This window comes from Desulfatitalea tepidiphila, assembly GCF_001293685.1.
Classification (GTDB): Bacteria; Desulfobacterota; Desulfobacteria; order Desulfobacterales; family Desulfosarcinaceae; genus Desulfatitalea; species Desulfatitalea tepidiphila.
The window spans coordinates 2000104-2024131 of the sequence record NZ_BCAG01000003.1; the positions used below are offsets into that span (position 1 = coordinate 2000104).

A 24028-nucleotide genomic window follows, 5' to 3' on the forward strand; every position below is an offset into this window, starting at 1 on the left:
TGTCTTTTGATTTATAGTGGATTTGCGAGAATTCACAATAAATACAAACAGAAAGGGCTCAAATGGACCATATCAGCATCGCCTCCCAATCGCAAGACCCTGTTCACGTTCAAGGCAAAATTGATGACTTCTTTGGCCGTTTTAAAATCGCAACGCTCATGCATCGATGTGGCGTGCGCAAACATCACGGCCATAGTGTTCGCTCTTTGACAAAAGCCATATTCACACTGCCCTTTGTCGGTAAGAACTTCTTCCGCGGCATCGTACTCAACAGCGAATTGCCTTTCGGCAAAGACGCCGCCTACGAGTTGCTCAAGGGCGGGACCTACAACTGGAGGCGTCTGCTTCTCGCCTTAGGCCTGCGGCTGTTTGGTGTTTTTAACCGCCTGACCAGCGAGGATCGCGATTCAGTGCTCATCATCGATGACAGTCCCTATGACCGCTCCCGCTCCAAGTGGGTCGAACTGCTCGCAAGGGTCTGGGATCACAGCACCGGCCGCTTTTTGAAAGGCTTTCGGATGCTCACCATCTGCTGGTCGGATGGAGCCAGTTGTCTGCCGATGGATTTTGCCCTGTTGTCTTCCGCGGATGCCAAAAAGCGCTTGTGCGAGAGCCAAAAGGCCCTGGATAAACGCTGCTGCGCATACCAGCGTCGCAAAGAAGCCACCGAAAAGGCCACCGCGCATCTTGAGACCATGGTAAAGCGTATTCTTTCAACGGGTGTCACGGCCAAATACCTGCTGATGGACAGCTGGTTTACCATGCCGGCAACCGTGATATCCCTGGCCCAGCACATCAAGATCATCGGTATGGTGAAAAGGTCGCCTAAGATTCACTACCTTTTCAACGGCCAATCTTTGGATCTGATGGCCATCTACCGCAGACTTGTAAAACGCCGTGGCCGCGCCAAGATCCTGGCCAGCACCCAAGTGATGCTCAATGATTCGGTTGCAGCCAAGCTGGTGTTTGTGCGCGATAGACGAAAGAAGCAGTGGCTTACGCTGCTGTCGACCGACACTGGGCTGGCCGATGAGGATATCGTGCGCATCTACGGGAAACGTTGGGATATCGAGGTGTTTTTCAAGATGGCCAAACAGCACTTGAAACTGGCCAAGGAAATTCAGTGTCGGGACTTCGATGCCTTGATCGCTCACACCACCATCGTCTTTATGCGCTATATGTTCCTGGCCTACCATTGCCGCATGGAGACAGATCATCGCACCTTTGGAGACCTGTTCTACGCCTGCTGCGATGAGGTGGCCGATATCTCATTTATCGAGGCGCTATGTCGCATTTTGACGCTGGCCGCCGATAGGCTCAGGCAGATGGGCACTTTCTGCGAAAAGACGGCGGCTGCCTTCTTCGATGCGATCATGGACGCAGCGTTGCAGTGTGTTGGCTTGTCAAAGAACAAATTGGCGATCGCTTAAAAACCGATCCCGAAAGTTGAATTAAAAAGATTGAACCAGAGCGGATAGCTAAAAAAGAGGTTAAAAAAAAGATTGTAGCAGGTAAAATTCAGCCTGTTGAAAACATCGTCCAGAAGGTGTCGACAGTCGTCGAGCATACCTCAACATCAGAAAAGGACACGCTGCCGCAGCATCATTCTGCTGCAAAAGATTCACACTCACTGTTTTACACCATCCCTTTCAAGCTGAAATGGATTCTTATCGCTGCCGCGAGTATTGCAATCGTTATAGCCCTATCAACCCTTTTTGTTTCTACACCCGATGTCGACGAAATTCAAACTGCCGCCGAACCCTCTCCTCCACCGCAACTTCAAAAAATACACAAAGGCAGGAAGGAAGAAGCCATCAAGCCGGTTAAAACCAGTTCATCCGATGTCTCTCCTCTTAAGTTGAACACCCCTGCGGGGGAGGACGATCCTGAAAATAAAAATACTTCACCGGTACCGGCCAGTCCGCCGAGTAAAAATATGGCCGAGAATAATCCTTCACGAAGCACTTTTTCATCCATGGAATCTTCGGAAAATTCTTTTCCCATTTCAGAAGTCCAACGACCAGAACAACCCCTCGCCCCAATAGTCATGATTGAAGATTTCAACCTATGGCATGACAGTGTTAAACAAACATATCAGGCTGAATTTAAAATCGTTAAAAATCAGACCGCCAATGCCCCTGAAACGGTTTCAGGATGGGTATTTGTAGCCTTGGAAGTAGATAAAGAAGATGGCGATAACACCGATGGTTTTATCATTCCGTCCGTTGAATTCTCGTCAGGCAAACCCGCTTGGTTACCAAGATCTGGCCAGTTCATCATTAAGAACTATAAGCCAATGTTTTTAAACGCATTTTCATCAGTTACCCCTGACCAGGTCAGCTCCATCCAAGTTCTGGTCTACTCTTCTGACAAACAGCTCCTGCTCCAAAAATTTATCAACTCTCCAATCCAACGGTCCATTTCTTTGTCCGAAAAGACTAAAACCGCATCTGAAGATAATAACGACCAATCAATACAAAGCACGCCGATTTTACCTTTACCTCCGAAATCTGAATCGCATTCTTCGATACCTGTCCCCTTTAAGGAAGAATCTCTCTCCAAACCCTCCAAGATGTCAAAAACATCGGCCGTCAAGCCCCAAAAGACTGATAATCCAGAGGCTGTTACCTGGGAACAGAGAAGCTATGATGCAGCCGTTAATGGATATTTCGATCAAGCCATCGCCCATGCCACCAAAGCCATCGAGCTTGACCCAGGAAGGGTCAACCCATATATCAATCGCTCATGGGCATATATAGAAAAAGGCCTGCTGGACCAGGCTATTGAGGACGGGAAAACAGCTCTTTTGATCGATCCAAAAAATGCATACGCATTGAACAACCTTGGACTCGCCCATCATCGCCACTCACAAATTTCCGAAGCCAAAGACTACTATCAGAGATCATGCGAATTGGGACTCAAGCTTGGCTGTGATAACTTCAAAACATTAACCAATCGATCACGCCTTGAACAGTTGATTGATCAGAGTCAAGCTGCATTTGAAAATGGGGATTGGGCATTGGTTATTCGCACCGCCACTGAGGCCATCGAATTGGACCCCCAAAATGCCGTCCCATATACAAACAGATCTGCAGCATACGCAAAGCTGAATTACCTTAACAAGGCATTAAAAGACAGTAATGATGCAATCAAGTACAATCCCAATTTTTCACTATCCTACAACAATAGAGGATACGTATATGAGTTACTAGGCGAAAACAAAAAGGCTGCAGCGGATTACCGTAAAAGCTGCAGCCTCGGGCTTGAGTTGGGATGCCAGAACTTCGAACGCCTTTCAAAAGCGCCATGAGGATGATAAAATTTTGTGCACAACGCAGGTATGGGGCCGGTGGGTCACTTTTGGAAGGCACTAACTATTTGATGTGATATGTTTTAATTCTTTGCTTTAATGCGAGCGACATTCAATAAGGTATCATAGCGGCTTTCCATGCTGCTTTTGAGCAGTTTGAATAGCTCTAAAACCACGGCATCTTTTTCATCTCGAACATTCATTAATGAATTTAAACGCTTATCTACACTTTTGAGCATTGTCTCCAGATTTTGTATTCGAGCCTCTAGTAGGTCAATGCGTTCTGCAGCCGTCCCTCCTTGAGTAATAACTGCGCCTTCGGATGGCGGCGGGCTAATTTCACCTATTCCTGGATGGGATTTTGCCAACTTGAACGATCTGGTGGACCAACTGCTGCTGGAGGGCGACAAACGCTCCCATGCCGATCGGCGCCAAGCTTTTAACGCTTCTTTAAAATCCTGTTTCAGTATCGATCCTTTGGTCAAAGAGCTTGTCGGATGATTTAAGATAGAGACAACTTTCGAGTTCATCAATTTCTACTGGGGAGGCAACACCTCTTATGACTCAAGGTTCCAATAAGGTCTTTAATTATTTGCAACGCTGCTTAGATCTGTTCATCATCTTTTTCATAACAGTTTTAGCAGGTGACCGCCTGATACCCGGTGAGTTGGTCAAAGTACTTTTGATTTATTGCAGTCTGTTGATGATGGTGGTTTTTTCCCTTTTCCCAGTGTACTCCCCTTGGGCTAAATCCGGCACGATACAACAGGTTTCCGCCTTAGCCGCTGCATGGCTGGTCGTGCTCATTGGCTTGAATATCATAATTCTTCTGCTGAGCGACAAAGAACAATTGACAGTTCTTTCACCGTTCGGGCTGTTTTCTCTATCCGGATTCAACTTTTGGGCGTTTTTCATCTTCTGCGGGCTCGCGGCCATCCGGCTGGCCTTGCATGGATTCCTTTTGATCATGCGAAGCACAGGATATATTCAACAGACTGCGATTGTTATTGGCGCCACCGAAACCGGACAAAAACTGGCCCAGTATTTAATGGCCAATCCATTCCTCGGTATCGAGGTCGCTGGGTTTTTCGATGACACCCAGCCGGTCGGCGTGGATGTAAAAGTAGGCCGTGGGCATCGGGTGAAGGTATTGGGTCGGATAAATGATTGTCAGGAATACATGCGAAACGAAGAAATCGATCTGGCCTTTTTGGCATTGCCCATGCGTGAAGAAAAAACGATCACCGAAATCCTTTGCAAGTTGGGAAACTCCTGGCATGGCATGCTCATGGTCCAGGACATATTCAGCAACGTGATTCAGAAGGCTAGGCTCCAACCTCTGGGCGAGTTGCAGGTAATGAATTTCTGCCTCTTCCCCAGGTGGAAAAGGGTATTCGACATCGTTTTTTCACTCATTGTTCTTCTGATCACTCTGCCTCTGTGGCTGATCATCCTGCTGGCTATCAAGGCCGAAGATGGCGGACCGATATTTTTTCACCAGACGAGGGTGGCCGAAGGCGGTAAATGTTTCAACAGTCTGAAATTCAGATCCATGCATCCCGATGCACAAGAGCGCCTCGAATATTTATTACACAAAGATCCGCTGCTTCAGGAGGAGTGGCTGGCGCGATCCAAACTCAAAAACGATCCCAGGGAGACCCGAGTTGGAAAAATCATGAGGCGTTTCAGCGTTGACGAGCTGCCTCAGTTGCTCAATGTCCTCTCCGGTGAAATGAGCATCGTCGGGGCCAGACCGGTCATATATGAAGAGTTGGAGAAGTACTATCGAGAAGCCACATTGACCTATTGTGCCATGAAACCCGGCATAACGGGTCCGTGGCAGGTGGTTTCCCATAATGAGGGATTGAATTATGCCGACCGGGTCGAGATGGACCGTAGGTATATCCTGCAATGTTCAATATGGAACGATTTGGGTATCATTCTAAAAACGATCTGGCGCATCATTTTTGCGAAAGGCACCTGACGCCTTGACGCTGCACTTTCCAACCCGGTGAGTACCGGGGCCTAAAGCCTGACAGGTGTTGTCAGTATGTGGGCGAATAGAAAGGACTGTAAAGCCGCAGCCAACTGATCTTTCCCAACTCGGAGAATACCCATTTCACATCGACCCGGCTGGTAAACCATGGTTTATTTGGCGGAGCATAGGCTGTGGGTACGAAGGCGACAGTATAAATATGCGGGTCTAATACCAAGTCGGCGATGACCTGGATACGCCGCATGTGATAGGGTGAGCTAACGATGATAGCCCGCGATGCTTGGATGTATGCCAATAGCTTCAACGTCTGCAGCATCTCGATGTGGGTCTCCTCCACATAGAACCGGAGGTTCTTCGAACGGATTTCTCTGACAATAGCGGTGGTCTGAGTCGGAGCTATAAGTGTATTGGCCTTTCGAGTGGCGTAGATCCTCCCTTGAAACGGCACAATCATAAAACTTACTCGCCCTTTGTCGATCAACTCCTGAGCTTGTCTCTTGCGTGCTTCGAAATCGTTACCCCCAAACACCACAACCACATCAGCGTCTATCGGTGGCGTCTCATAGAGCAGGTAACTGGGTAGAAATAATGTGGCCCATACAGATACCAATACGGCTATGAAAACAATTACGGCTAATATGAATGAGCGTTTTTGATAAAAGATTTGGGCAGATGGCACCATGATCAACTTTTACTATGCGATAAGATGATAAAAAGAACGACGGTGTGTCAAGGACGGCAGCAGCCCTAAGGGGCTGGCTGCCTTTTTTGTTTTTGAGCGGAATCGTGTCCGCTTAACTATAGAGGAATAGTTTGGATTAATGGCTTGGTGTGGAACCACCGCCGCCACCGCCACCGCCGCCGCCACCGCCGGCTAAAAGTCCCACCAGAAGTCCAACGCCCAATACTCCCCCTGCGATCTTCCAGCCCAAAGCAATACCACCGCCGGATTCGGCAGTGGCAACGCCGGCGGTTCCTGCCGATGCGCCGATGCCTTTGGGAACCTCGACCACCTCTGTCGTCTGCTCAGTATCAGGCTCGCTTGGGACCGCTGTTTGGGGCGGGGGGGCCAAGGCACCTTTCCCCGTGGACGGGGGGGCCGGGGTCGGCCCCGAGACACCGACGCCGGCGGCAGCTCCGGCCGGTGGTTCAACAGATCCCGAACCGGCGGCGCCAGCGGCCTCCTGGGCCTGCACGTGGGGCGACAGAACCGGCGCCAGAATCAACATCAGGACCAGGAGTGCTATCGTGGAATAGGATGTAAGGGGTCGACGCTTGAGTTTCATATCCACCTCCATTTGAAAATTTAGCGACTCTTGGCACATTATTCAAGAGCTGTTTTCAATGACTGATGATGGGCGGCCGGAGGGCGTGCTATTTTTCGATCTCATCCAGATTGCGTCTGAAATAGGCCGGGCTCAAATCGGCGGCGATGTCGTAAACACTCCTCCAGTGGTCGATGGTCACACCAACGTCCCGGGTCCATGGCGATATCTGGTAGTGTATTGTCCTGCGTGTCGGCCGGTCGGTGAACATGGTGAAGGGCAGTTTGAGAAAAATGCCCTGATCGTTGTATCCCTTGTTAAATCCTGTCAAATCATCTGTATCTGTGATGCTGTACCAGAAGCCGATTTGCGCGCCCGTGTCGAAGCGTCGCCGATATTCGAACCGCACGCCCTGGTCTCCGGCCAGGAAACGGCCGACCTGCATCTTCAAGGTGATGTCCAAGGGTAGATAGCGATAGTAAACATTACCCAGCAAGGTGTATTCCACCTGATCTGTAAGCGTCCAGCTGTCATCCGGATCGCGTTTGCGAACCCAGTCGCCTTCCAAGCCGAGTGCCCAACGCCCCTGGTCGAGGAAAGCCAACACCTCCCCGCCCACCCCGGCATACATGCGCTCGAGGTATCCGGCGCTGATACGCGCAAAAACGGGCGGTCCAAGCTTGATGAGTTGATCAAAAACAAGCCGGTTTACCGCTGTCTCGCTGCCGAGGTATTTCCAAAAATCGCTGCGGACGGCCTCGGGCGGGGGGACGTTCGACGACTCGATATCCGAAAACAGGGGGATGTCAAAACTGCCATGGATCGCGGCCCCCGGCCAGACGTGAGCAGTACCGTAGGGCCTGAGCGTGAGGCGGGCTTGGTAAACGCCGGAGGGATCGTTGAAAAAGGATTCCAGAACAGGATCTACTCCGTAGTCCAACGCTTGGCGCTTCTCGCGATGATTGATCGCCGTGTCCATGGCCTGGGCCGTAGCAGAGGGATCAGCATTGACTATCGAAAGCGACTGCGCAAACTGATCGGGCGCCAATTGGCCCACCAGATAACGCCGAAGATCCTCGGAGTCTACCGATATCCTCAATATTTTCAGTCCACTACGCTTCATCACAATGGTGAGTTGAATATCATGGTGTTGTGAGTGCGCCAACATCAACCGCATCACACGACCCGCAGCCTGACTGTCGGAGGGATAACGGTTGTTTTCGAATTCGACGATCAGCTCACGGTCTGACAGCGTTACCGACACATTATCGAGCCCGGCCTTTTTCACATCCGATGTCAATCGTTGAACTGTTTCGATGCGGGCTTCGGTCGCAGGCGCCAGGCAACCGGCGAAGCGCCATGACGGTGGATCGGGCTTGGGCGGCAGGATGGGACGGCCCAGACCGAATTGAAGGTGAACTGAAAAACCGAGGGTGTCGCCACGCTGATAGGAAAGCCCGAGATCGCATCCGAACCATGTCCGGTATCGCAGCCCCGCATTCAGTGGAAAATCACTGCCCTCGGGAACGCCTTTAATCGGTAATGGATCTTTTTCGTAGTCGATGGGATTGTACTCCAGCAACAAGTGCAGGCGATCTGTGATGGCCCATTCGACGCCGCCCCAAAATCCAATCTCATCGCCGATGGACAGTTGTCCCTTCAAGCGTTTGCGGCCCACGCCCAAGGTGATGTCCAAAGGATAGAGCTGCCGGCTGATGACCAGATACTGGGATTCGAAAAGCCGGGTGCCCTGAAAGTCGTTTAGACCGATAGCGATCGCAGGGACGAGTTTGGATTCGGGCAGCAGCTGGTATTTCAGATCGAACGCTTTGTCTTTGTACGATCCGAAATCCGATCCCAGGCCCGATGGGAGATTGGTCACATCCGTATATCGGGCCGTAAACTCCAGGCCGGGGAAGGCCCCAAACCCGAAGCTGTACCATCTATAGGGATCTGCATTGGCGAAGCCCAGGCGCATGGCGCCGTCGGGTAAAATCCTGGCCGTGGGGATCTCCATCAGACCGGTCCCACCCCAATTGGCACTCATATCATACGGTTTGTCAGCAGCCGCCACTTCGGCGCAAAGAAGACAAATGAGCAAAAGCGATAGGATCAGAATGGACGTTCCGGTAAGGACACGGCAGGATGGGGTGCTGCTGTGCAATAGCATCAGCGGAACCGTTCCATTCGGTCGCACGGCCATGGTTATTTCGCCGAAGTTTTGGATAGCGGTCTGATGCGTGAACAAAAGGGATGGCTCCAGATCTTGATTCGTGTCGCTCAGGGTTATCCCACGAGGCTCGATCCCATTGCCAAAAGTAGGGGGAACGTGTTAATTTTCGGCACAAGCTTGTGATATGAAATTAAAGAGCTCTTAAACCAACGGAGCAGGAATATCAAATCGAAACATATCGCTACACCCCTGCTGGCGGTATTGTGCTGGTGGATGCTCGAGGGATGCGCGCTCAGCCCATTGCCGCGTGATCTCGCGATTTATCTGAATCGGGACATTTACGCGATTTCAGAACTGGAAACGATTGCGCTGAGTTGCTATGCCGGGCAAACCGGGGCAAACTATGTTTCCGATCAATCCTTGAGCTCGGCGTTGTCATCCAATATTATTCCGGTCTATGAGCGGTTCTTCCAATTAGCCGGCCGTATCGAACCGCAGACCCGACCTGTGCAAGCGTTGCATTCATTGTATCTCGAAGCGGCGTCACTTCGTATGCGGGGCTTTCGCACGATCTTGCTCGCCCTCGAGACACAGGATTCACTCCTTGTTCAGGAAGCAAACCGCATGCTGGCGCAAGGTGAGCATCATGTGGTCCTCTGGCGGTCTGAAATGGCCGATTTAGCAAAAGGGTACGGGCTGAACTTGGAGGGCATGACAGCAGGCCCATCCAATCAAAATTGATAAAACCGTAAAAAGCGGCTTACCCCGTTTCGCGGCGAAACATTTGAACATAGGAAGCGGCCCAAAAGCATAACGCTTCCTTAGAAGTTGCAGTAGCGTCATACCGGCGAACGCCGGTATCCAGAACATATTGAGAATACTGGATCCCGGCTTCCGCCGGGATGACGATAAAAGCGCGAGGATGACGATAAATCCGCCGGGATGCCGGTAAAACCTGATTCCGGACGTATTGCGAAGCCATCAAAATTCATGGTTGCAAAATTGATCCATCGAAACCGAATATTCCGGCTCATCGCAACCGACCCTCTTTAAACTGTATATTTATACAATTGTCGTAACCAGGCGGATCCGATGCATTCAAACAACACTGTTTCAAAGAGGCTTTACGGCGCATTTTTTCTCATCGCGCTGCTGTTCATGACCGCCATGTCGCATGCGGCCGATCTTTCTGTCCAAGAAAAAATGGCGACCGACAAACTCAGTGACACGGATGTTGAACGACTGCTCAAGGGGGGGTCGAACGAAGATAGGCGTCGATTGTTCAGGCAACTGACACCTGAGCAGAAGATAGCGGCCTTTCGGCATCTGGATCTGGAAGAAAAAGTTCTGGCCTTCAAATTGCTCAACAGTAAGGAGAAAAAGACGGTATTTATGGCATTGGAAGATCCAGTGAAACCAGAACTGTTTTCACGTCTGGACGAGGCGGATCAGGAACTCATATTCATCGGCCTGGAAGACCGCGTCAAATCTGAAATCCTGGCCGGAATGAGAGATGAACAGCGTCAAAAATGGATGTCGCGCTATCCGGGATTGCGGCTGATGATGCCGACAGAGACCGAGGTCGAACGCAAAACCGAAACAACGATAGCGCCGAGCTTGGAAGAAAAACCCTCACGCATCGAGGAAATCTTGTCAGGGGCATTTCCCCAAACCATTGATCGTGAATTGCGGCAATTCGGTTACGATTTCTTCGGCGCATCCCCGGCGGCGTTCACGCCCTTTACCGATGTTCCCGTGGGCGAGGATTACATATTGGGGCCGGGAGATATATTTATCATCTATTTATGGGGAAATGTAGAAGATCAATATACGGTCAAGGTCACGCCCGAGGGGGCCATCGTCATCCCACGCGTAGGCAGTCTCACCGTTGCTGGACTCACCTTCAGGGAAACCAGACGACTGCTTGAAAGTAAATTCAAAGAGTACTATGCGGATTTCTCCATGAGTATCACCATGGATCAGTTAAGATCGATCCAGGTTTTTGTCATCGGGGAAGTCCAGCGCCCCGGCGCTTATCTTGTGAGCGGCTTATCGACGATCGTCGATGCCCTTTACGCCGCCGGCGGACCGCGCAAGACAGGCAGCCTGCGCGCCGTCAAGGTGGCCCGTGGTGCAACAGAGCTCGCCACGATGGACTTATACACGTTTTTAATCGACGGCCGAAAGATCGAAGACATCCGGTTGCGCTCAGGAGACACTGTGCTGGTGCCCGTCATTGGCGGGGTGGCCGGTGTTGCAGGCAATGTGCGAAGGCCGGGCATATATGAAATGAAGGGGGCAACCACCTTAAGACAGCTTTTCGAGATGGCCGGTGGGATTATGCCCACCGGCCATTTGCAGAATGTGGTGGTCGAACGCATGTCCGCCAACAGTCGCCGGATTGTCAAAAGCTTTAACATGCAGGACAAACCTGGTACCGGACAAGATCAGATGGACACCCTTCTGGTCGACGGTGATGTGGTCAAGGTATTTCCCATTCATCGCCAAATGCGTCAGGTGGTGTTTCTGGAGGGTCATGTGAAGTACCCCAGGGAATACGAGTTCAAGGAGGGTATGCGCATCGGAGATTTGATCCCGTCATATGACGCCCTTTTGCCCGAACCCTTTTTACACCGGGCTGAAATCGTGCGCCTGACGCCTCCGGACCTGCACCCGGAAATCATCGAGTTCGATCTTGGCGCACTCCTAGACGGCGATGCCGACCAGAACATCGCTCTTCGTGATATGGACCGCATCATGGTTTACGATCTTGCCGAAAAATCCAGTCTTCCTCAGGTGACGATCAACGGCGCCGTGAGAGTACCGGGTACCTATCGCCTGTACCAGGGCATGCGGGTGAAGGATTTGATTTTCAGGGCCGGCAGCTTTTTGCCCTCTGCCTACATGGAAAACGCGTCGTTATCCCGGATCTCTGTAGGCAGGGAAACCACGGATATGACGGCAATCGATTTTTCACCCTCGAAAGCCATTGCCGGCAACCCCCAGGATGACATCGCCCTAAGGCCTTACGACGCTATCTATATTCGGGAAATCCCACGCTTCAAAGAAGTTTTAGAGCGAAAATTGACCGTGGAAGGCGAATTCGCCTTTCCCGGTGAATATACGTTCACCGAAGGAGAACGACTCAGCTCGGTCATAGAGCGCGCCGGGGGGTTGACCAAAGACGCTTATCTGTTCGGTGCCGTTTACATCCGTGAAGATGTCAAAACGCTGCAAAAAGAACGCCTGAAAGAGTATGTCAACCAGCTTGAGGAAGACATCCTGACGTTGACCAGCCAGTCGGCCGAGACTTCTTTAGAGCAGGAGGAAACCGCGATTATATTGAAAACACTGGCGGCTAAAAAACAGCTGCTGGAAAAGATAAGGAACAGTGAACCCACAGGAAGAATGGTGGTGGATCTTGAAAAAATAATCCATTCGCCTCAATCCGAACAGGATTTGAAAGTGCAGCCCGGCGACCGGCTGATCGTCAAGAAAAGACCCGATTATGTCAATGTGCTGGGGGAGGTTTACAATCCCACTGCCTTGCTCTGGACGGACAACAGGACAACTGGAAATTATCTTGATCAGGTCGGCGGCCCCAACGATAATGCCGACGAAAAGCAGATATACCTGGTCAAGGCCAACGGGACGGTCATCAGCAAAAAGCAGGAGGGTTTCTGGGGTATTGCGACCTGGGATACGGACAATCATCGATGGGCATTGGGCAGTTTCGAAAGCATCGAGGTCGAGGCCGGAGATACTATTATTGTGCCAAAACGGGTGGAGAAATATCCGTGGCTGAGGGTGGTCAAAAGCATCACCGAAATCACCTTCCAGATCGCCGTTTCAGCCGGTGTGTTGATCGCCGCATTTTAAGAAGAGTGCTGGCAGGCTCGCAAAAAATGGTTGCGGGACGGCGTCGTAAGAAGCTCAAGATCAAGGCGCTCGAAATTCCGTGTCCTGAGGCGTACTTATTGTACGCTGCAAGGACGACGGGATGAGCGCAACACAGATATTGGGCTTCTTACGACGCCGTCAATGTTGGCTCCGATGCCATCGCCAGGCACTCTCGATGATAGCTTCCAGATTTTCATAGACCGGTGACCATCCCAAAATACGCCGGGCCTTGCTTGAATCGGCGACCAGTACAGCCGGATCCCCAGGGCGCCGATCGTGCTCGACGGCTTCAATCGCCCTGCCCGTCACCTGACGTGCCAACTCGATGACCTGCCGTACGGAAAAACCAACGCTGTTGCCGAGATTGAAGACTTGACTCCCGCCCCCTTCCAACAGGGTCTGAAGGGCGAGCAAGTGGGCTTGAGCGAGGTCACAGACATGGACGTAATCTCTGATGCACGTGCCGTCCGGTGTGGGATAGTCGCTTCCGAAAATCTTTATCGGGACGTGCGATAAGACGGCCCTAAGGACCAGCGGAATGAGATGCGACTCAGGTTCGTGCATTTCGCCGATCATTCCTGACGGGTGTGCGCCTGCCGCATTGAAATAGCGCAGGCTGATGGATTTCAAGCCGTGGGCCGTGTCGCAATCCGCCAGCATGCGCTCAACGGTGAGCTTCGTGCTGCCGTATGGATTGGTAGGATTGAGAGGGTGGTTTTCGGCGATGGGAATTTTCTCCGGTTCTCCATACACAGCGGCAGTGGAAGAAAAAATAAAACGTTTGATCCCGTGACCGATCATCGTTTCAATCAGGTTGATCGTTTCTGCCACATTGTTACGGTAGTATTTGAGAGGCGCCTGGACAGATTCCCCTACGAGTGAGAAGGCCGCAAAGTGCATCACGGCATCGATAGGATACTTGGAAAAAATATCTCGCAAAAGATCGACGTTTCCCAACCCACCCTCGATGAGTTGACCACCTGTGACGAGTTGCCGATGGCCTGTAGAAAAGTTATCTAGAACGACAACCGAATAATTCTTCTCGATCAGTTCCCTGACCATGTGACTGCCGATGTAACCTGCTCCACCTATCACCAGAACGGTTGGATTGGACGCACTCATATCAACGACGATGCTCCCTGATGATCCTTCCGGTTTCGGCTCCCCATCGGCGTAAACGGATGGTCATGACTTCGATGCAATTACCGGACGCCCAATACCGAAATAGGCAAACCCTAAGCCGGCCAGGTGGGATGACGAGAACAAATTACGACCATCGAAAATGATCGGCACCTTCAGCTTTTCCCTGATTTTATTAAAATCTGGATTTCTGAACTGGTTCCAGTCGGTAATCACGGCCAAGGCATCGGCATCGTCCAGCACCTGGTACTGGTCGTCCATTATGGTCACTAGATCATTGTCCTTTAATGCCTGTCGGGCATTCGGTCCTGCCTCCGGGTCGAAAGCCTTGACGATCATACCGTCGGCGGTGAGATGCGAGATGATTTCAATGGCTGCCGAGTCTCGAATGTCATCCGTGCTGGCCTTAAAAGCCAGTCCCCACATGGCAAGTGTCTTGCCGCGAACACCACCAAGATTTTCGAAATAGGATCTGATTTTTTCCACGATCACGACTTTCTGTCTGTTATTGACGCTGTCCACGGCGCTGACCAGTTCGGCAGCGTAACCATGTTCTTTGGCCGTATGAATCAACGCCTTCACGTCCTTAGGGAAACAAGATCCCCCGTAACCGACGCCCGGATAAATGAAGCTGTAACCGATTCTTCGATCAGATCCCAATCCGATTCGGACATCTTTGACATCGGCACCGACCCGCTCGCAAATATTGGCGATCTCATTGATAAAGGAAATCTTGGTGGCCAGCATGCAGTTGGCAGCATACTTGGTCATTTCAGCGGAACGCACACCCATGACGATCATTTTTTCGCGGCTGCGCGCAAAAGGCGCATAGAGCGTTTCCAACAACTTTGCGGTTCGCACATCATCGGTTCCGACAATGACGCGGTCGGGCTTCATGAAATCACCGACCGCATCGCCTTCTTTCAAAAACTCCGGGTTCGACACCACATCGAATTCAAGGTTGAGCCCGCGGTTCTCAAGCTCTTCCTTGATGATCTTTTTGACCGTATCGGCGGTACCGACCGGAACGGTCGATTTATTGATGATAATTTTGTACTCTTCCATGCATCTGCCGATATCGCGGGCGACTTGTTTCACATGCGTCAGGTCACAGGATCCATCCGCATTGGGCGGCGTGCCGACGCAGTTAAACACGAACAAGGCATCCTTCATGCCCTCTTCAAGCAAGGAACTGAACTTGAGCCGGCCCTCTTCATGATTTCTTTTGACCAAAGGTTCCAGCCCCGGCTCATAGATGTGAATCTTCCCGTTGTTGAGGGATTCCACGATGCGGGAATTCTTATCGATGCAGGTCACGTTGTTTCCCATTTCCGAAAAACAGGCGGCTGCCACAAGGCCGACATAACCGGTGCCGATGATACAAACGTTCATTTAGGTAATCCCCCTGTTGCTTATTGCTGATGATAGTACGAACGATACCATTCGATAAATTTGCGGATACCCTCCCTGAGGGGTGTGTCCGGTCTGAAACCGACATCTTGCGTGAGGGCATCCACATCAGCATAAGTGGCCGGAACATCGCCGGGTTGTAAATCCATGTAGTCTTTTTGAGCCTTTTTTCCCAACGCGGATTCAATCTCTTCGATGAAGGTTGAAAGCTCTACAGGATTATTGTTCCCGATATTGTACAGGCGGTATGGTGTATAAGATGTTCCTGGATCCGGGGCGTCGCCGGACCATTTCGGGTTGGGTTCGGGTTGATGCGCCATGACACGAACGACGCCTTCAACAATATCGTCTATGTAAGTAAAATCCCTTTTCATCTTCCCGTGATTGAAAACTTTGATGGGACGGTCTTCCAGGATGGCTTTGGTAAAAAGAAACAGCGCCATGTCGGGTCGGCCCCATGGACCGTAAACCGTAAAGAAGCGCAATCCGGTGCATGGCAGGCCGAACAGATGGCTGTATGTATGCGCCATGAGTTCATTGGCTTTCTTGCTGGCGGCGTATAGGGATACCGGATGATCGACGTTGTCATGGATCGAAAAAGGCATCTTGGTGTTTGCGCCATAAACTGAACTCGAAGAGGCGAAGACGAGGTGCTTGACCTTGCTGTGCCGGCATGCTTCGAGAATGTTTACAAATCCGACGAGGTTGGCATTCACATAGGCCCCCGGGTTCTCGAGGGAGTAACGAACGCCGGCCTGGGCGGCCAGGTTGACGACGACATCGAATCGGTGTTTCGAGAATACCGTCTGCACACTGGCGCTGTCTGACAGGTCTGCCTTGTGGAATTGGAAAGAAGAATGAAGGCGCAACTTCTCCAGTCGCGCCTCTTTAAGCAAGGGGTCATAATAAGAATTCATATTGTCCAGCCCAACGACTCGTTTCCCCTCCGCCAAGAGCCGTTCAGACAGATGATAACCGATGAAACCAGCAGCCCCGGTCACCAGTACCTGATCATAGTCCATTCGCATTTTTCTATCCTTAAAAAATGATAAAACTAAAAAAAGTCGCAGATGCGTCATGCCGGCGAACGCCGGCATCCAGAACATGTTGAAAATACTGGATCCCGGCTTCCCCCGGGATGACGGGAAAAGCGAGTTCCGAACTTTTTACGGTGCCGTCAAAAATATAAATAAAAATCTACCCATGCAGCTAAACGCGGTTACACAATTTCATACATTTTCAACTTATTCAACATGGATTTGTAACTGATATTGAGCAACGCCGCTGCTTTCTTTCGATTCCAGTTGGTTTTTTCCATTGCCTTTTCTATCAGGTTCTTTTCAATACGGGCCGCAAACACATGGCAAACATTTTTCAACGAAATTTCTTTTGCGGTAGTCAAAAAATCCTCAATTTCCGGCGTTTCAGGCATAGGCGCGGAACTCAGCGGAAAATCGTACAATTCGGCTTCAGGTTCTGCTGAAACTGGGAAAATATCCTCTTGCAGGACAACGGACTCATCTCGATCATGCACAATGCGATACACGATGGATTGCAGTTCCTTCAAGTTGCGGGGCCATTCATAGCGTAAGAACCGTTTTTGCACCTCAGTGGAGAGAGGCATCAAGTTCGAACTTAAATCCGCACACGTATGAATGACATAATAGTCCACGAGAACCGGTATGTCCTCTCGGCGTTCCCTGATCGGAGGAATGCACAAGGGAATGACATTCAGTCTATGGTATACATCAGACCTCACAGGATAGGCCTGTGTAAATGAAGTCGGCGTATGGTTCGTTGTGGCCACTATCCTGAGTTGTTTATTCGAATGTTTGAAAAGGTCAAAAAAGTCTTGTGAGTAATCATCAAGCACCAGGAGCAGTTTGGATTGAATCTTTCTATCGAGCCTTTCGATCCGATCCAGGTAAAGCACCAGGGGATTAGGTCCGCTTCTGTTTCGGTCAAAAAAACCGGCATATTTTTCCTGGATCCGCTGAATAAAAGCCCCTTTCGCATCTATTGTCTCTAAACTTACTCCCGAACAATCCACTTTTACGATGACAGCGTCTGGTCCAAGATCTTTAAATATTCGCCGAACCAGTAATTCCTTACCGACACCAGGTTCCCCGTAAATCAAAATGGGGCTGTTGTTTTCAACAATCGTAGGTAAAATTGATCTGATGTGCTTGATATTCGGGTGATTACCCACCAATACCGGATCTTGTCTGCCGATAGGCAAGTTCGGAACATGACCTGTATCATTGTAATTGTCCAATATTTTATGCATTTCTCCGATAGAACGGAATGTGGAGATGGGCAGTGGGGTTATACCTGTTTGATCGCTCAACTGCTGTTCACACTTTTTGATCGATGAGGGGGCCAAAACCAGGCAAGACAGTTTGTAGGCTTGTATCGCAAAAAGAAACCGCCAAATTATTTTTTTTGTTTGGGTTTTGATTACAATCACATCCGGATCGATAGCCTCGAGATTATCAATGCATGTCAACTCGTTTTCAAAACAGAAAACCTTCTGGCTGCGCCGAACGACACTGTTTTTAAGCAGTTCTCTATCCAAAACAGTTTCCGCAAAAATAACGGTGCTTTTGTTACGGATGTCTTGGGTTTTTGGATCGTCAGGCATCACACAATCTCATATGATTTTTTAACTCTCTGGTCTCTTTTCAAATATCGGAAAATCAGCAATAGTCGTGCCCAGCATATGAAAAACGCTTATCAAAAACAAAATTGTTATTAACCCGTTAATTTTTTACTATTTTCTGACCTTTTAGGAAGGATATCCTCCAAGTTGCCAATCTTAGATGTGAATCATAATGCTGCTTTTTCCTCTTATTATGTGAACCATGGTTCCACTTTTTAGGAATTATTTGCTATATTTTATAAATTTGGAATCGAACCCGGATACCACCCTCAAAGACGCCAAATTACAGTCTAAGGTCTCATTATTCTTGCAAATGAATAGCATGTAGGCTATGTGTAATTTATTTCACCCTGATATTGCAAAATTCGATTCAATTGTTCGCACTCATTGATGAGGAACGACAGAGCGTCTTTTGTCGATTCAAATGGAATCTGAAGGAGCGCATGATGGGTTCTATGCCAAAAATCTTGATCATTGAAGACACTGATGAAGTGCTCTCCGCATTATATAAATATTTCAGGCAAAAGAACTATGAAGTCATTTCAGCTTCCAATGGACTGGACGGATTAAAAGCGATTGAAACAGAGCAGGAATCGCTGAATCTTATCATCACAGATTTAGTTCTTCCCAATATCAGCGGTGTTGCCGTAATTTCCATCGTGAAAAAAAAATTTCCAAATATTCCAGTCATCGCAATTACCGGTTGGGGCGAGCATCCTGAAGCCTTGGCCAAAGAGGCCAAGGCAAATCTCGTAATGGAAAAACCATTCAAATTAAATGAATTGGAAAAAGCAGTCAGAGAGCTGCTTAATATGTAAAGATTGGCGAAAAATGGGACCTCCAATTATTGGCGTGAGCGAAAATATCAGGCGCGTTAGAGAACTCATCGAACACGTCGCGCATACAGGATTAAATACAGTTATTCTTGGCGAAAGCGGCGTTGGCAAAGAGGTGGTGGCTCAAAACCTTTATCAATTGTCGCCACGATTGGGAAAGCCGTTTATCAAAATCAATTGCGCTGCTTTGCCGGAAGGTCTCCTGGAAAGCGAGCTTTTTGGTTATGAGAGGGGCGCATTCACCGGGGCGGAACAAAAAAGAAAGGGAAAATTTCAGTTGGCCCATGGAGGTGTCCTGCTCCTCGATGAAATAGGTGACATGTCACTGGCCCTCCAAGCCAAATTGTTGCATGTGCTTCAAAGCGGCGAGTTTGCCCCCCTTGGATCAGAAAAAGATTTTAAAACAGATACCTGGGTAATTGCTGCAACCAACCACGATCTAAAACAGGACATCGGCGAAGGCAAATTCAGGGAAGATCTCTATTACCGCCTCAATATTATCACCATTTTCATTGCACCACTGCGTGAAAGGTTGGAAGATATACCGCCGCTCATCGACTATTATTTGAATGAATATGCCCCCCAGCTAAAAGGAGAGCACCTTGTGAGACCGGCCCGTGAATTGATCGAACAACTCAAAAGTTACCATTGGCCGGGCAATGTCAGGGAGCTGCAAAATGTACTGAAAAGAATGCTGGTATTAGGTGATCCGGAAAAGATTGTTTATGAACTTCTTAGCGGATCTCTGACGAACAGCCGGGCAACCAGTGCACAGGGAACGATACATACAGAGTCCGGTGGTCACTTATTTCCATCTGTTATGGAATTCGACAAGGAAAACCTGATTGGAAACAGCTCTTTTTCTTTGAAATCCATAAAGAAGAAAGCCGTAGACAAAGTTGAGAGAGAGGTTATCCTGTACATTTTAGAGAAAACCGACTGGAACAGGAGTAAGGCATCGAAAATCCTGAAAGTCAGCTACAAAACACTGCTCAATAAAATTACAGAATTGGCCATTACGCCACCATCTGGAAGAAACTTAAATGACTAGAACATAATATTCTTAAATTTTATAACATAACATTCATATCTTTTTGCCTTTTCATGATGATTCCATTGCTCAAAAATAATATATTCAAAAATATCTATTTGTTTTCAAATGAATTCTAGAAAATCAAATCCCTCAACACAGACAACGCAATTGAAAATTAGACAAGGCACTATTGTTGCATCGATTACTGATTATTTATATTGAAAGAGGACATGGATTCGGGTCAAATGCAAACATATATAATGGCCTCTGGAATGGAGCACCTTGTCTCAATGCTAACTAAAGTTATTAATAGTAAAGATAATTGCGGCAGACGGAAGAAACCTGATCGCAGGCAATTCACCTATACATTTCACATTCCTGAAAGACGTAAAGGCGACGATAGGAGAACGGGTGATGATCGTCGCCAGATAGATAGAAACCATGATGAAGCGATATCATCACCTATGTGAAACCATAATGCTTGCTTGTGACGTCAATAGAATCTTATTTATCTGAAAATATTCCGCTTTTATCCAGACTTGGCCATTTCAATTGCGCCTGTATCAGTCCAACTGCCCGAGTGTGTTGGAAATTTGATAAGTTTCTGCAGTTGTTCAAGAAACTCGCCACGGCCGATGAAAACCCCGCCTAAAGTCCGTAAGTGCTCAGAAGGCACCTGACAGTCGATTAGAGAAAACTTTTTTATTAATAGAAAGGCGTTGAGGTGATACAGGCACACCTTCGAGGCGTCATTCATGGTGGAGAACATGGATTCGCCGAAGAAGATGTGGCCTATAGCGATACCGTAAAGGCCACCAACCAGCTGCCCATCGTGCCAGGCCTCCACGCTGTGAGCATACCCCAGCATATGAAGCTTTTTATAAGCGGCCTCCATTTCCGGCGTGATCCAGGTGCCTTCTCCATTTTTGGTTCGAAGACGGCCGCAGTTGTGGATCACCTGGTCGAAGGCGGTATCGAAGCTGACCTGATAGATAGTCCTGCGGATCGTCCTTTTTAATGATTTGGATGGCCTGAATTCATGCGGGTAGAGCACCATGCGCGGATCAGGAGACCACCACAAGATGGGATCGCCTTGAGAATACCAGGGGAAGATGCCCTGGCGATAGGCGGCCAAGATCCTGCCGGGGTTCAGGTCGCCACCCACGGCCAGCAGGCCTTCCCGGGTGGCCAGATGGGGTGGCGGAAAGACGTATTCTTCGGGTAGCGTGAATACGGGCATGAGCGATACTTGCGGTGCGAAATGGTAAAAGGAGTGGTCGGTCGGTAAAACCGTCTTGTACCAGGCGGGTATAAACCCGCCCCTGCACATTCTGGAATATGATGTGGGCTGTCAACCGTAGGGGCGGGCTTTATACCCGCTCGAAAGCCACCCCGTTTGTCAATTGGATCGACCTAATTGTATTCGAAGGTCAGTTTCTCATCCTTCAGATCGATGGTCACCTTGCCGCCCTTCTCCAACTTTCCGAACAGGATTTCGTCGGCCAGGATATCCTTCACGTTGGTCTGTAGAATCCTGGCCAGCGGACGGGCGCCGTAATCCGGATCGTAGCCCTTCTTGGCCATCCATTTGCGGGCCGCGTCGGTGTAAGCCAACTCGACCTTCTTGGCGGCCAGCTGAACGGCGAATTCGGACATGAACTTGTCCACGATCTGCTCCATGATGTCCGTGTTCAGTCCGTTAAATGTGATGGTGGCGTCCAGGCGATTGCGGAATTCCGGGCTGAAGTATTTCTCCACGGCTGTCTTGCTTTTGCGCGAGGCATCCTTCTTGGGGTCTCCGAATCCGATGGTGGATGCGGCCATTTCCCGGCTGCCGGCGTTGGAGGTCATGATCAGGATGACGTTGCGAAAATCGGCCTTCTTGCCGTTGTTGTCGGTCAAGGTGGCGTGGTCCATCACCTGCAGCAGGATGTTGAACAGGTCGGGATGGGCCTTTTCGATTTCGTCGAGCAGCAGCACGCTGTAAGGGTGCTTGCGGATGCCGTCGGTGAGCAGACCGCCCTGGTCGAACCCGATATAGCCTGGCGGCGCACCGATGAGGCGGGCCACGGCGTGCTTTTCCATGTACTCGCTCATGTCGTAGCGGATAAACTCCACGTTCATGTTGAGCGCGATCTGGCGGGCCACTTCGGTCTTGCCCACGCCGGTGGGGCCGGTGAAGAGAAACGATCCGACCGGTTTTTCAGGGTGACCCAACCCTGCACGCTGACGCTTGATGGCGGTAACCAGGGCCGTGATGGCATCGTCCTGGCCGAAGACCACCTGCTTGAGCCGACCGTCCAGCGTCTCGAGCTTGGCCTTGTCCGGGGTGGAGACGCTGACGGTGGGTACGCGGGCCATCTTGGCCACGATCTTTTCGATATCGGCCGGATTGATCTTGGTGCGGTGGGCGCCGCCCGACAGCCGCACGAAGGCGCCCGCCTCGTCGATCACGTCGATGGCCTTGTCCGGCAGGAAACGGTCGTTGAGATATTTGGCGGAAAGGTCACAGGCCGCTTTCAGGGCCGTGTCGGTATAGACGATGTCGTGGTGCTCCTCATAGCGCGTGCGCAGGCCCTTTAGGATCTTCACGCTCTCGGCGATGGACGGTTCGGAAATTTCGATCTTTTCGAAACGACGGGACAGGGCGCGATCCTTTTCGAAGTGGTTCTTGTATTCCTCGTAGGTGGTCGAACCGATGCAGCGAATTTCGCCGTTGGCCAGAACGGGCTTGAGGATGTTGGACGCATCCATGGAACCGCTGCTGGTCGCACCGGCACCGACGATGGTGTGGATTTCGTCGATGAACAGGATGACGTTCCTACGCTTCTGGAGTTCGCTGATGACGCCTTTCAAACGTTGCTCGAAATCGCCCCTGAACTTGGAGCCGGCCAGCATGCCGCCCAGGTCCAGGCTGTAGATCCGCATCTCTTTGAGCATGTCGGGCACTTCGGCGTTGAAAATCTTCTGGGCCAACCCCTCGGCCATGGCGGTTTTGCCCACACCCGGCTCGCCGACGAAGACCGGATTGTTCTTACGTCGCCGGCAAAGCACCTGCATGGTTCGCTGGAGTTCGTCCTCACGCCCGATGAGCGGATCGAGCTTTCCCTCGCCGGCCATCTGCACCAGGTCCGTGGTGTAGGTCTCCAGAAAACTGGCCTTTTTCTTCTCCTTGTCGGTCTCGGCCTCTTTTTCGGTCTTGCCGAAACCGAGCTGATCCGGACGCGGCGGCTCGACCGGTATGTCGTGGGAAATGTAATTCAGAACATCCAGGCGGGTGATGCCTTCCTGGTTGAGAAAGAAGACGGCGTGGGAATCCTTCTCCATAAAAATGGAGGCCAGGATGTCGCCGACCGACACCTCCGATTTTTCGGCCGAGCGCACATGATTGACGGCGCGCTGGATCACCCGCTGGAATCCGATGGTCTGCTGCAGTACGTACTCGCTGCCATCGGGGATCACTTCCATCTTTTCGCTGAAAAAATTCTCCAGCGCCTGTTTGAGATGCTCCACGTCTCCGCCGCAACCGCCCACGATTTCCAGGCCGTTGCTGTCGTGCAGGATGGCGTAAAGGATATGTTCGATGCCCACATATTCGTGGCGCCGGCGCTTGGCCTCTCGAACGGCGAATCCCAATGTAACGCTGAGTTCTTTGCTGATCATGGTCTTATGCTTTCTCCATGGTGCATTTTAAAGGATGCCCGTTGTCACGGGCCATGCGAACGACCGTATCGACTTTGGTTTCGGCGATCTCGTAAGTAAACAGGCCGCATACGCCAATGCCCTGCTTGTGGACATTGAGCATGATGCGGGTCGCGTCCTCGATGGACTTGTGAAACACCACCATGAGCACCTGCACGACGAATTCCATGGTTGTATAATCGTCGTTGTGAAGCAAGACCTTGTACATGGCCGGTTCGCGGAGGTCATGTTCGGTCTTTGCATTAACATCCCCTATGGTTTCGGGTAGATACTCACTCATGAGATCAAAATTTTATCGATACATGCTTTCATCTCATCTCGCTTTTTTGAAAATCATTATAAGCATCAGGGTCGGAGTTTGTAAAGAGCCTGGATAGGGCGGACGCTCTGCAAAAACACCGGGCCGGATGCAGGCGCGCGGGGTCTGTATGGATTATCGCTCCGAAGGGTCAGATTCTTGAGAGTAGTGTCTTTTTGGTGTTGCGTTGGCAGGGGATAGAGGCCGACAGATGTTGGGATTGGAAACGGGCGGGGATAAACCCCGGACCTACTGCGCCCGTAAATGGCCACGATCTGGATCTAATCCAAACCTTGTAGGGGCGGG

The 24028-nt window shown here is 50.3% G+C and carries 18 protein-coding genes; 7 read left to right on the forward strand and 11 right to left on the reverse strand.

Annotated features, from left to right (window positions below; genetic code table 11):
- Positions 1–62 precede the first annotated feature (62 nt).
- Positions 63–1430: an IS4 family transposase gene (locus tag DFT_RS13585; protein ID WP_054031708.1), complete on the forward strand. Its 1368-nt coding sequence runs from the start codon at positions 63–65 to the stop codon at positions 1428–1430.
- A 116-nt stretch (positions 1431–1546) separates the two neighbouring features.
- The gene (locus DFT_RS13595; protein ID WP_152971984.1) at positions 1547–3310 is read left to right on the forward strand and encodes a tetratricopeptide repeat protein; all 1764 of its coding nucleotides are present in this window, start codon (positions 1547–1549) and stop codon (positions 3308–3310) included.
- Positions 3311–3393: 83 nt separating this feature from the next.
- Here the strand turns inward: DFT_RS13595 and DFT_RS25885 are convergent, their stop codons facing one another.
- On the reverse strand, positions 3394–3840 hold the full coding sequence (locus tag DFT_RS25885) for a DUF5320 domain-containing protein (RefSeq protein ID WP_152971985.1): 447 nt from the start codon (positions 3838–3840) through the stop codon (positions 3394–3396).
- A 29-nt stretch (positions 3841–3869) separates the two neighbouring features.
- On the opposite strand from DFT_RS25885, the gene DFT_RS25115 reads away from it, so the two are divergent.
- On the forward strand, positions 3870–5294 hold the full coding sequence (locus tag DFT_RS25115; RefSeq protein WP_076750558.1) for a sugar transferase: 1425 nt from the start codon (positions 3870–3872) through the stop codon (positions 5292–5294).
- Between the two features lie 61 nt (positions 5295–5355).
- On the opposite strand, the gene DFT_RS13605 is transcribed toward DFT_RS25115, so the two are convergent.
- The 3 genes from DFT_RS13605 to DFT_RS13615 form a co-directional block, all read right to left on the reverse strand.
- The gene (locus DFT_RS13605; protein WP_054031711.1) at positions 5356–5988 is read right to left on the reverse strand and encodes a YdcF family protein; all 633 of its coding nucleotides are present in this window, start codon (positions 5986–5988) and stop codon (positions 5356–5358) included.
- 136 nt (positions 5989–6124) lie between these two features.
- Entirely contained in the window at positions 6125–6592 is a 468-nt protein-coding gene (locus DFT_RS13610; protein ID WP_054031712.1) for a hypothetical protein, read from the reverse strand.
- Positions 6593–6680: 88 nt separating this feature from the next.
- Positions 6681–8774, reverse strand: coding sequence for a YjbH domain-containing protein (locus DFT_RS13615; RefSeq protein WP_152971986.1), 2094 nt, complete (start codon positions 8772–8774; stop codon positions 6681–6683).
- Positions 8775–9017: 243 nt separating this feature from the next.
- On the opposite strand from DFT_RS13615, the gene DFT_RS13620 reads away from it, so the two are divergent.
- Together DFT_RS13620 and DFT_RS13625 are read left to right on the forward strand one after the other, a co-directional pair.
- Positions 9018–9485 (forward strand): hypothetical protein, encoded by a 468-nt coding sequence (locus tag DFT_RS13620; protein ID WP_054031714.1) that lies wholly within the window; start codon positions 9018–9020, stop codon positions 9483–9485.
- Positions 9486–9836: 351 nt separating this feature from the next.
- Positions 9837–12623 (forward strand): SLBB domain-containing protein, encoded by a 2787-nt coding sequence (locus DFT_RS13625; protein ID WP_054031715.1) that lies wholly within the window; start codon positions 9837–9839, stop codon positions 12621–12623.
- Between the two features lie 159 nt (positions 12624–12782).
- On the opposite strand, the gene galE is transcribed toward DFT_RS13625, so the two are convergent.
- From galE to DFT_RS13645, 4 genes are all read right to left on the reverse strand, one after another.
- The gene (gene galE, locus DFT_RS13630) at positions 12783–13766 is read right to left on the reverse strand and encodes a UDP-glucose 4-epimerase GalE (protein WP_054031716.1); all 984 of its coding nucleotides are present in this window, start codon (positions 13764–13766) and stop codon (positions 12783–12785) included.
- A gap of 63 nt (positions 13767–13829) precedes the next feature.
- Positions 13830–15176 carry a UDP-glucose dehydrogenase family protein gene (locus DFT_RS13635; protein ID WP_054031717.1) on the reverse strand — a complete coding sequence of 449 codons (1347 nt, stop codon included), beginning with the start codon at positions 15174–15176 and terminating at the stop codon, positions 13830–13832.
- Positions 15177–15196: 20 nt separating this feature from the next.
- Positions 15197–16222, reverse strand: a complete 1026-nt coding sequence (locus DFT_RS13640) for an NAD-dependent epimerase (RefSeq protein WP_083453502.1) — start codon at positions 16220–16222, stop codon at positions 15197–15199.
- Positions 16223–16413: 191 nt separating this feature from the next.
- Positions 16414–17835, reverse strand: a complete 1422-nt coding sequence (locus tag DFT_RS13645) for a sigma-54-dependent transcriptional regulator (RefSeq protein WP_054031718.1) — start codon at positions 17833–17835, stop codon at positions 16414–16416.
- Positions 17836–18308: 473 nt separating this feature from the next.
- On the opposite strand from DFT_RS13645, the gene DFT_RS13650 reads away from it, so the two are divergent.
- Positions 18309–18671, forward strand: a complete 363-nt coding sequence (locus tag DFT_RS13650; protein ID WP_161807159.1) for a response regulator — start codon at positions 18309–18311, stop codon at positions 18669–18671.
- Between the two features lie 13 nt (positions 18672–18684).
- Positions 18685–19740, forward strand: coding sequence for a sigma-54 interaction domain-containing protein (locus tag DFT_RS13655; protein ID WP_054031720.1), 1056 nt, complete (start codon positions 18685–18687; stop codon positions 19738–19740).
- 511 nt (positions 19741–20251) lie between these two features.
- Here DFT_RS13655 and aat read toward each other — a convergent pair.
- The 3 genes from aat to clpS all read right to left on the reverse strand — a co-directional run bounded on the left by aat (position 20252) and on the right by clpS (position 23704).
- Positions 20252–20887, reverse strand: a complete 636-nt coding sequence (aat, locus tag DFT_RS13660; RefSeq protein WP_235506231.1) for a leucyl/phenylalanyl-tRNA--protein transferase — start codon at positions 20885–20887, stop codon at positions 20252–20254.
- 248 nt (positions 20888–21135) lie between these two features.
- Complete coding sequence (gene clpA, locus DFT_RS13665) at positions 21136–23385, reverse strand: ATP-dependent Clp protease ATP-binding subunit ClpA (protein ID WP_054031721.1); 2250 nt, start codon at positions 23383–23385, stop codon at positions 21136–21138.
- A gap of 4 nt (positions 23386–23389) precedes the next feature.
- A complete protein-coding gene (gene clpS, locus DFT_RS13670) occupies positions 23390–23704 on the reverse strand; it encodes an ATP-dependent Clp protease adapter ClpS (protein WP_054031722.1) in 315 nt (104 codons plus the stop codon).
- Between the last annotated feature and the right edge of the window lie 324 nt (positions 23705–24028).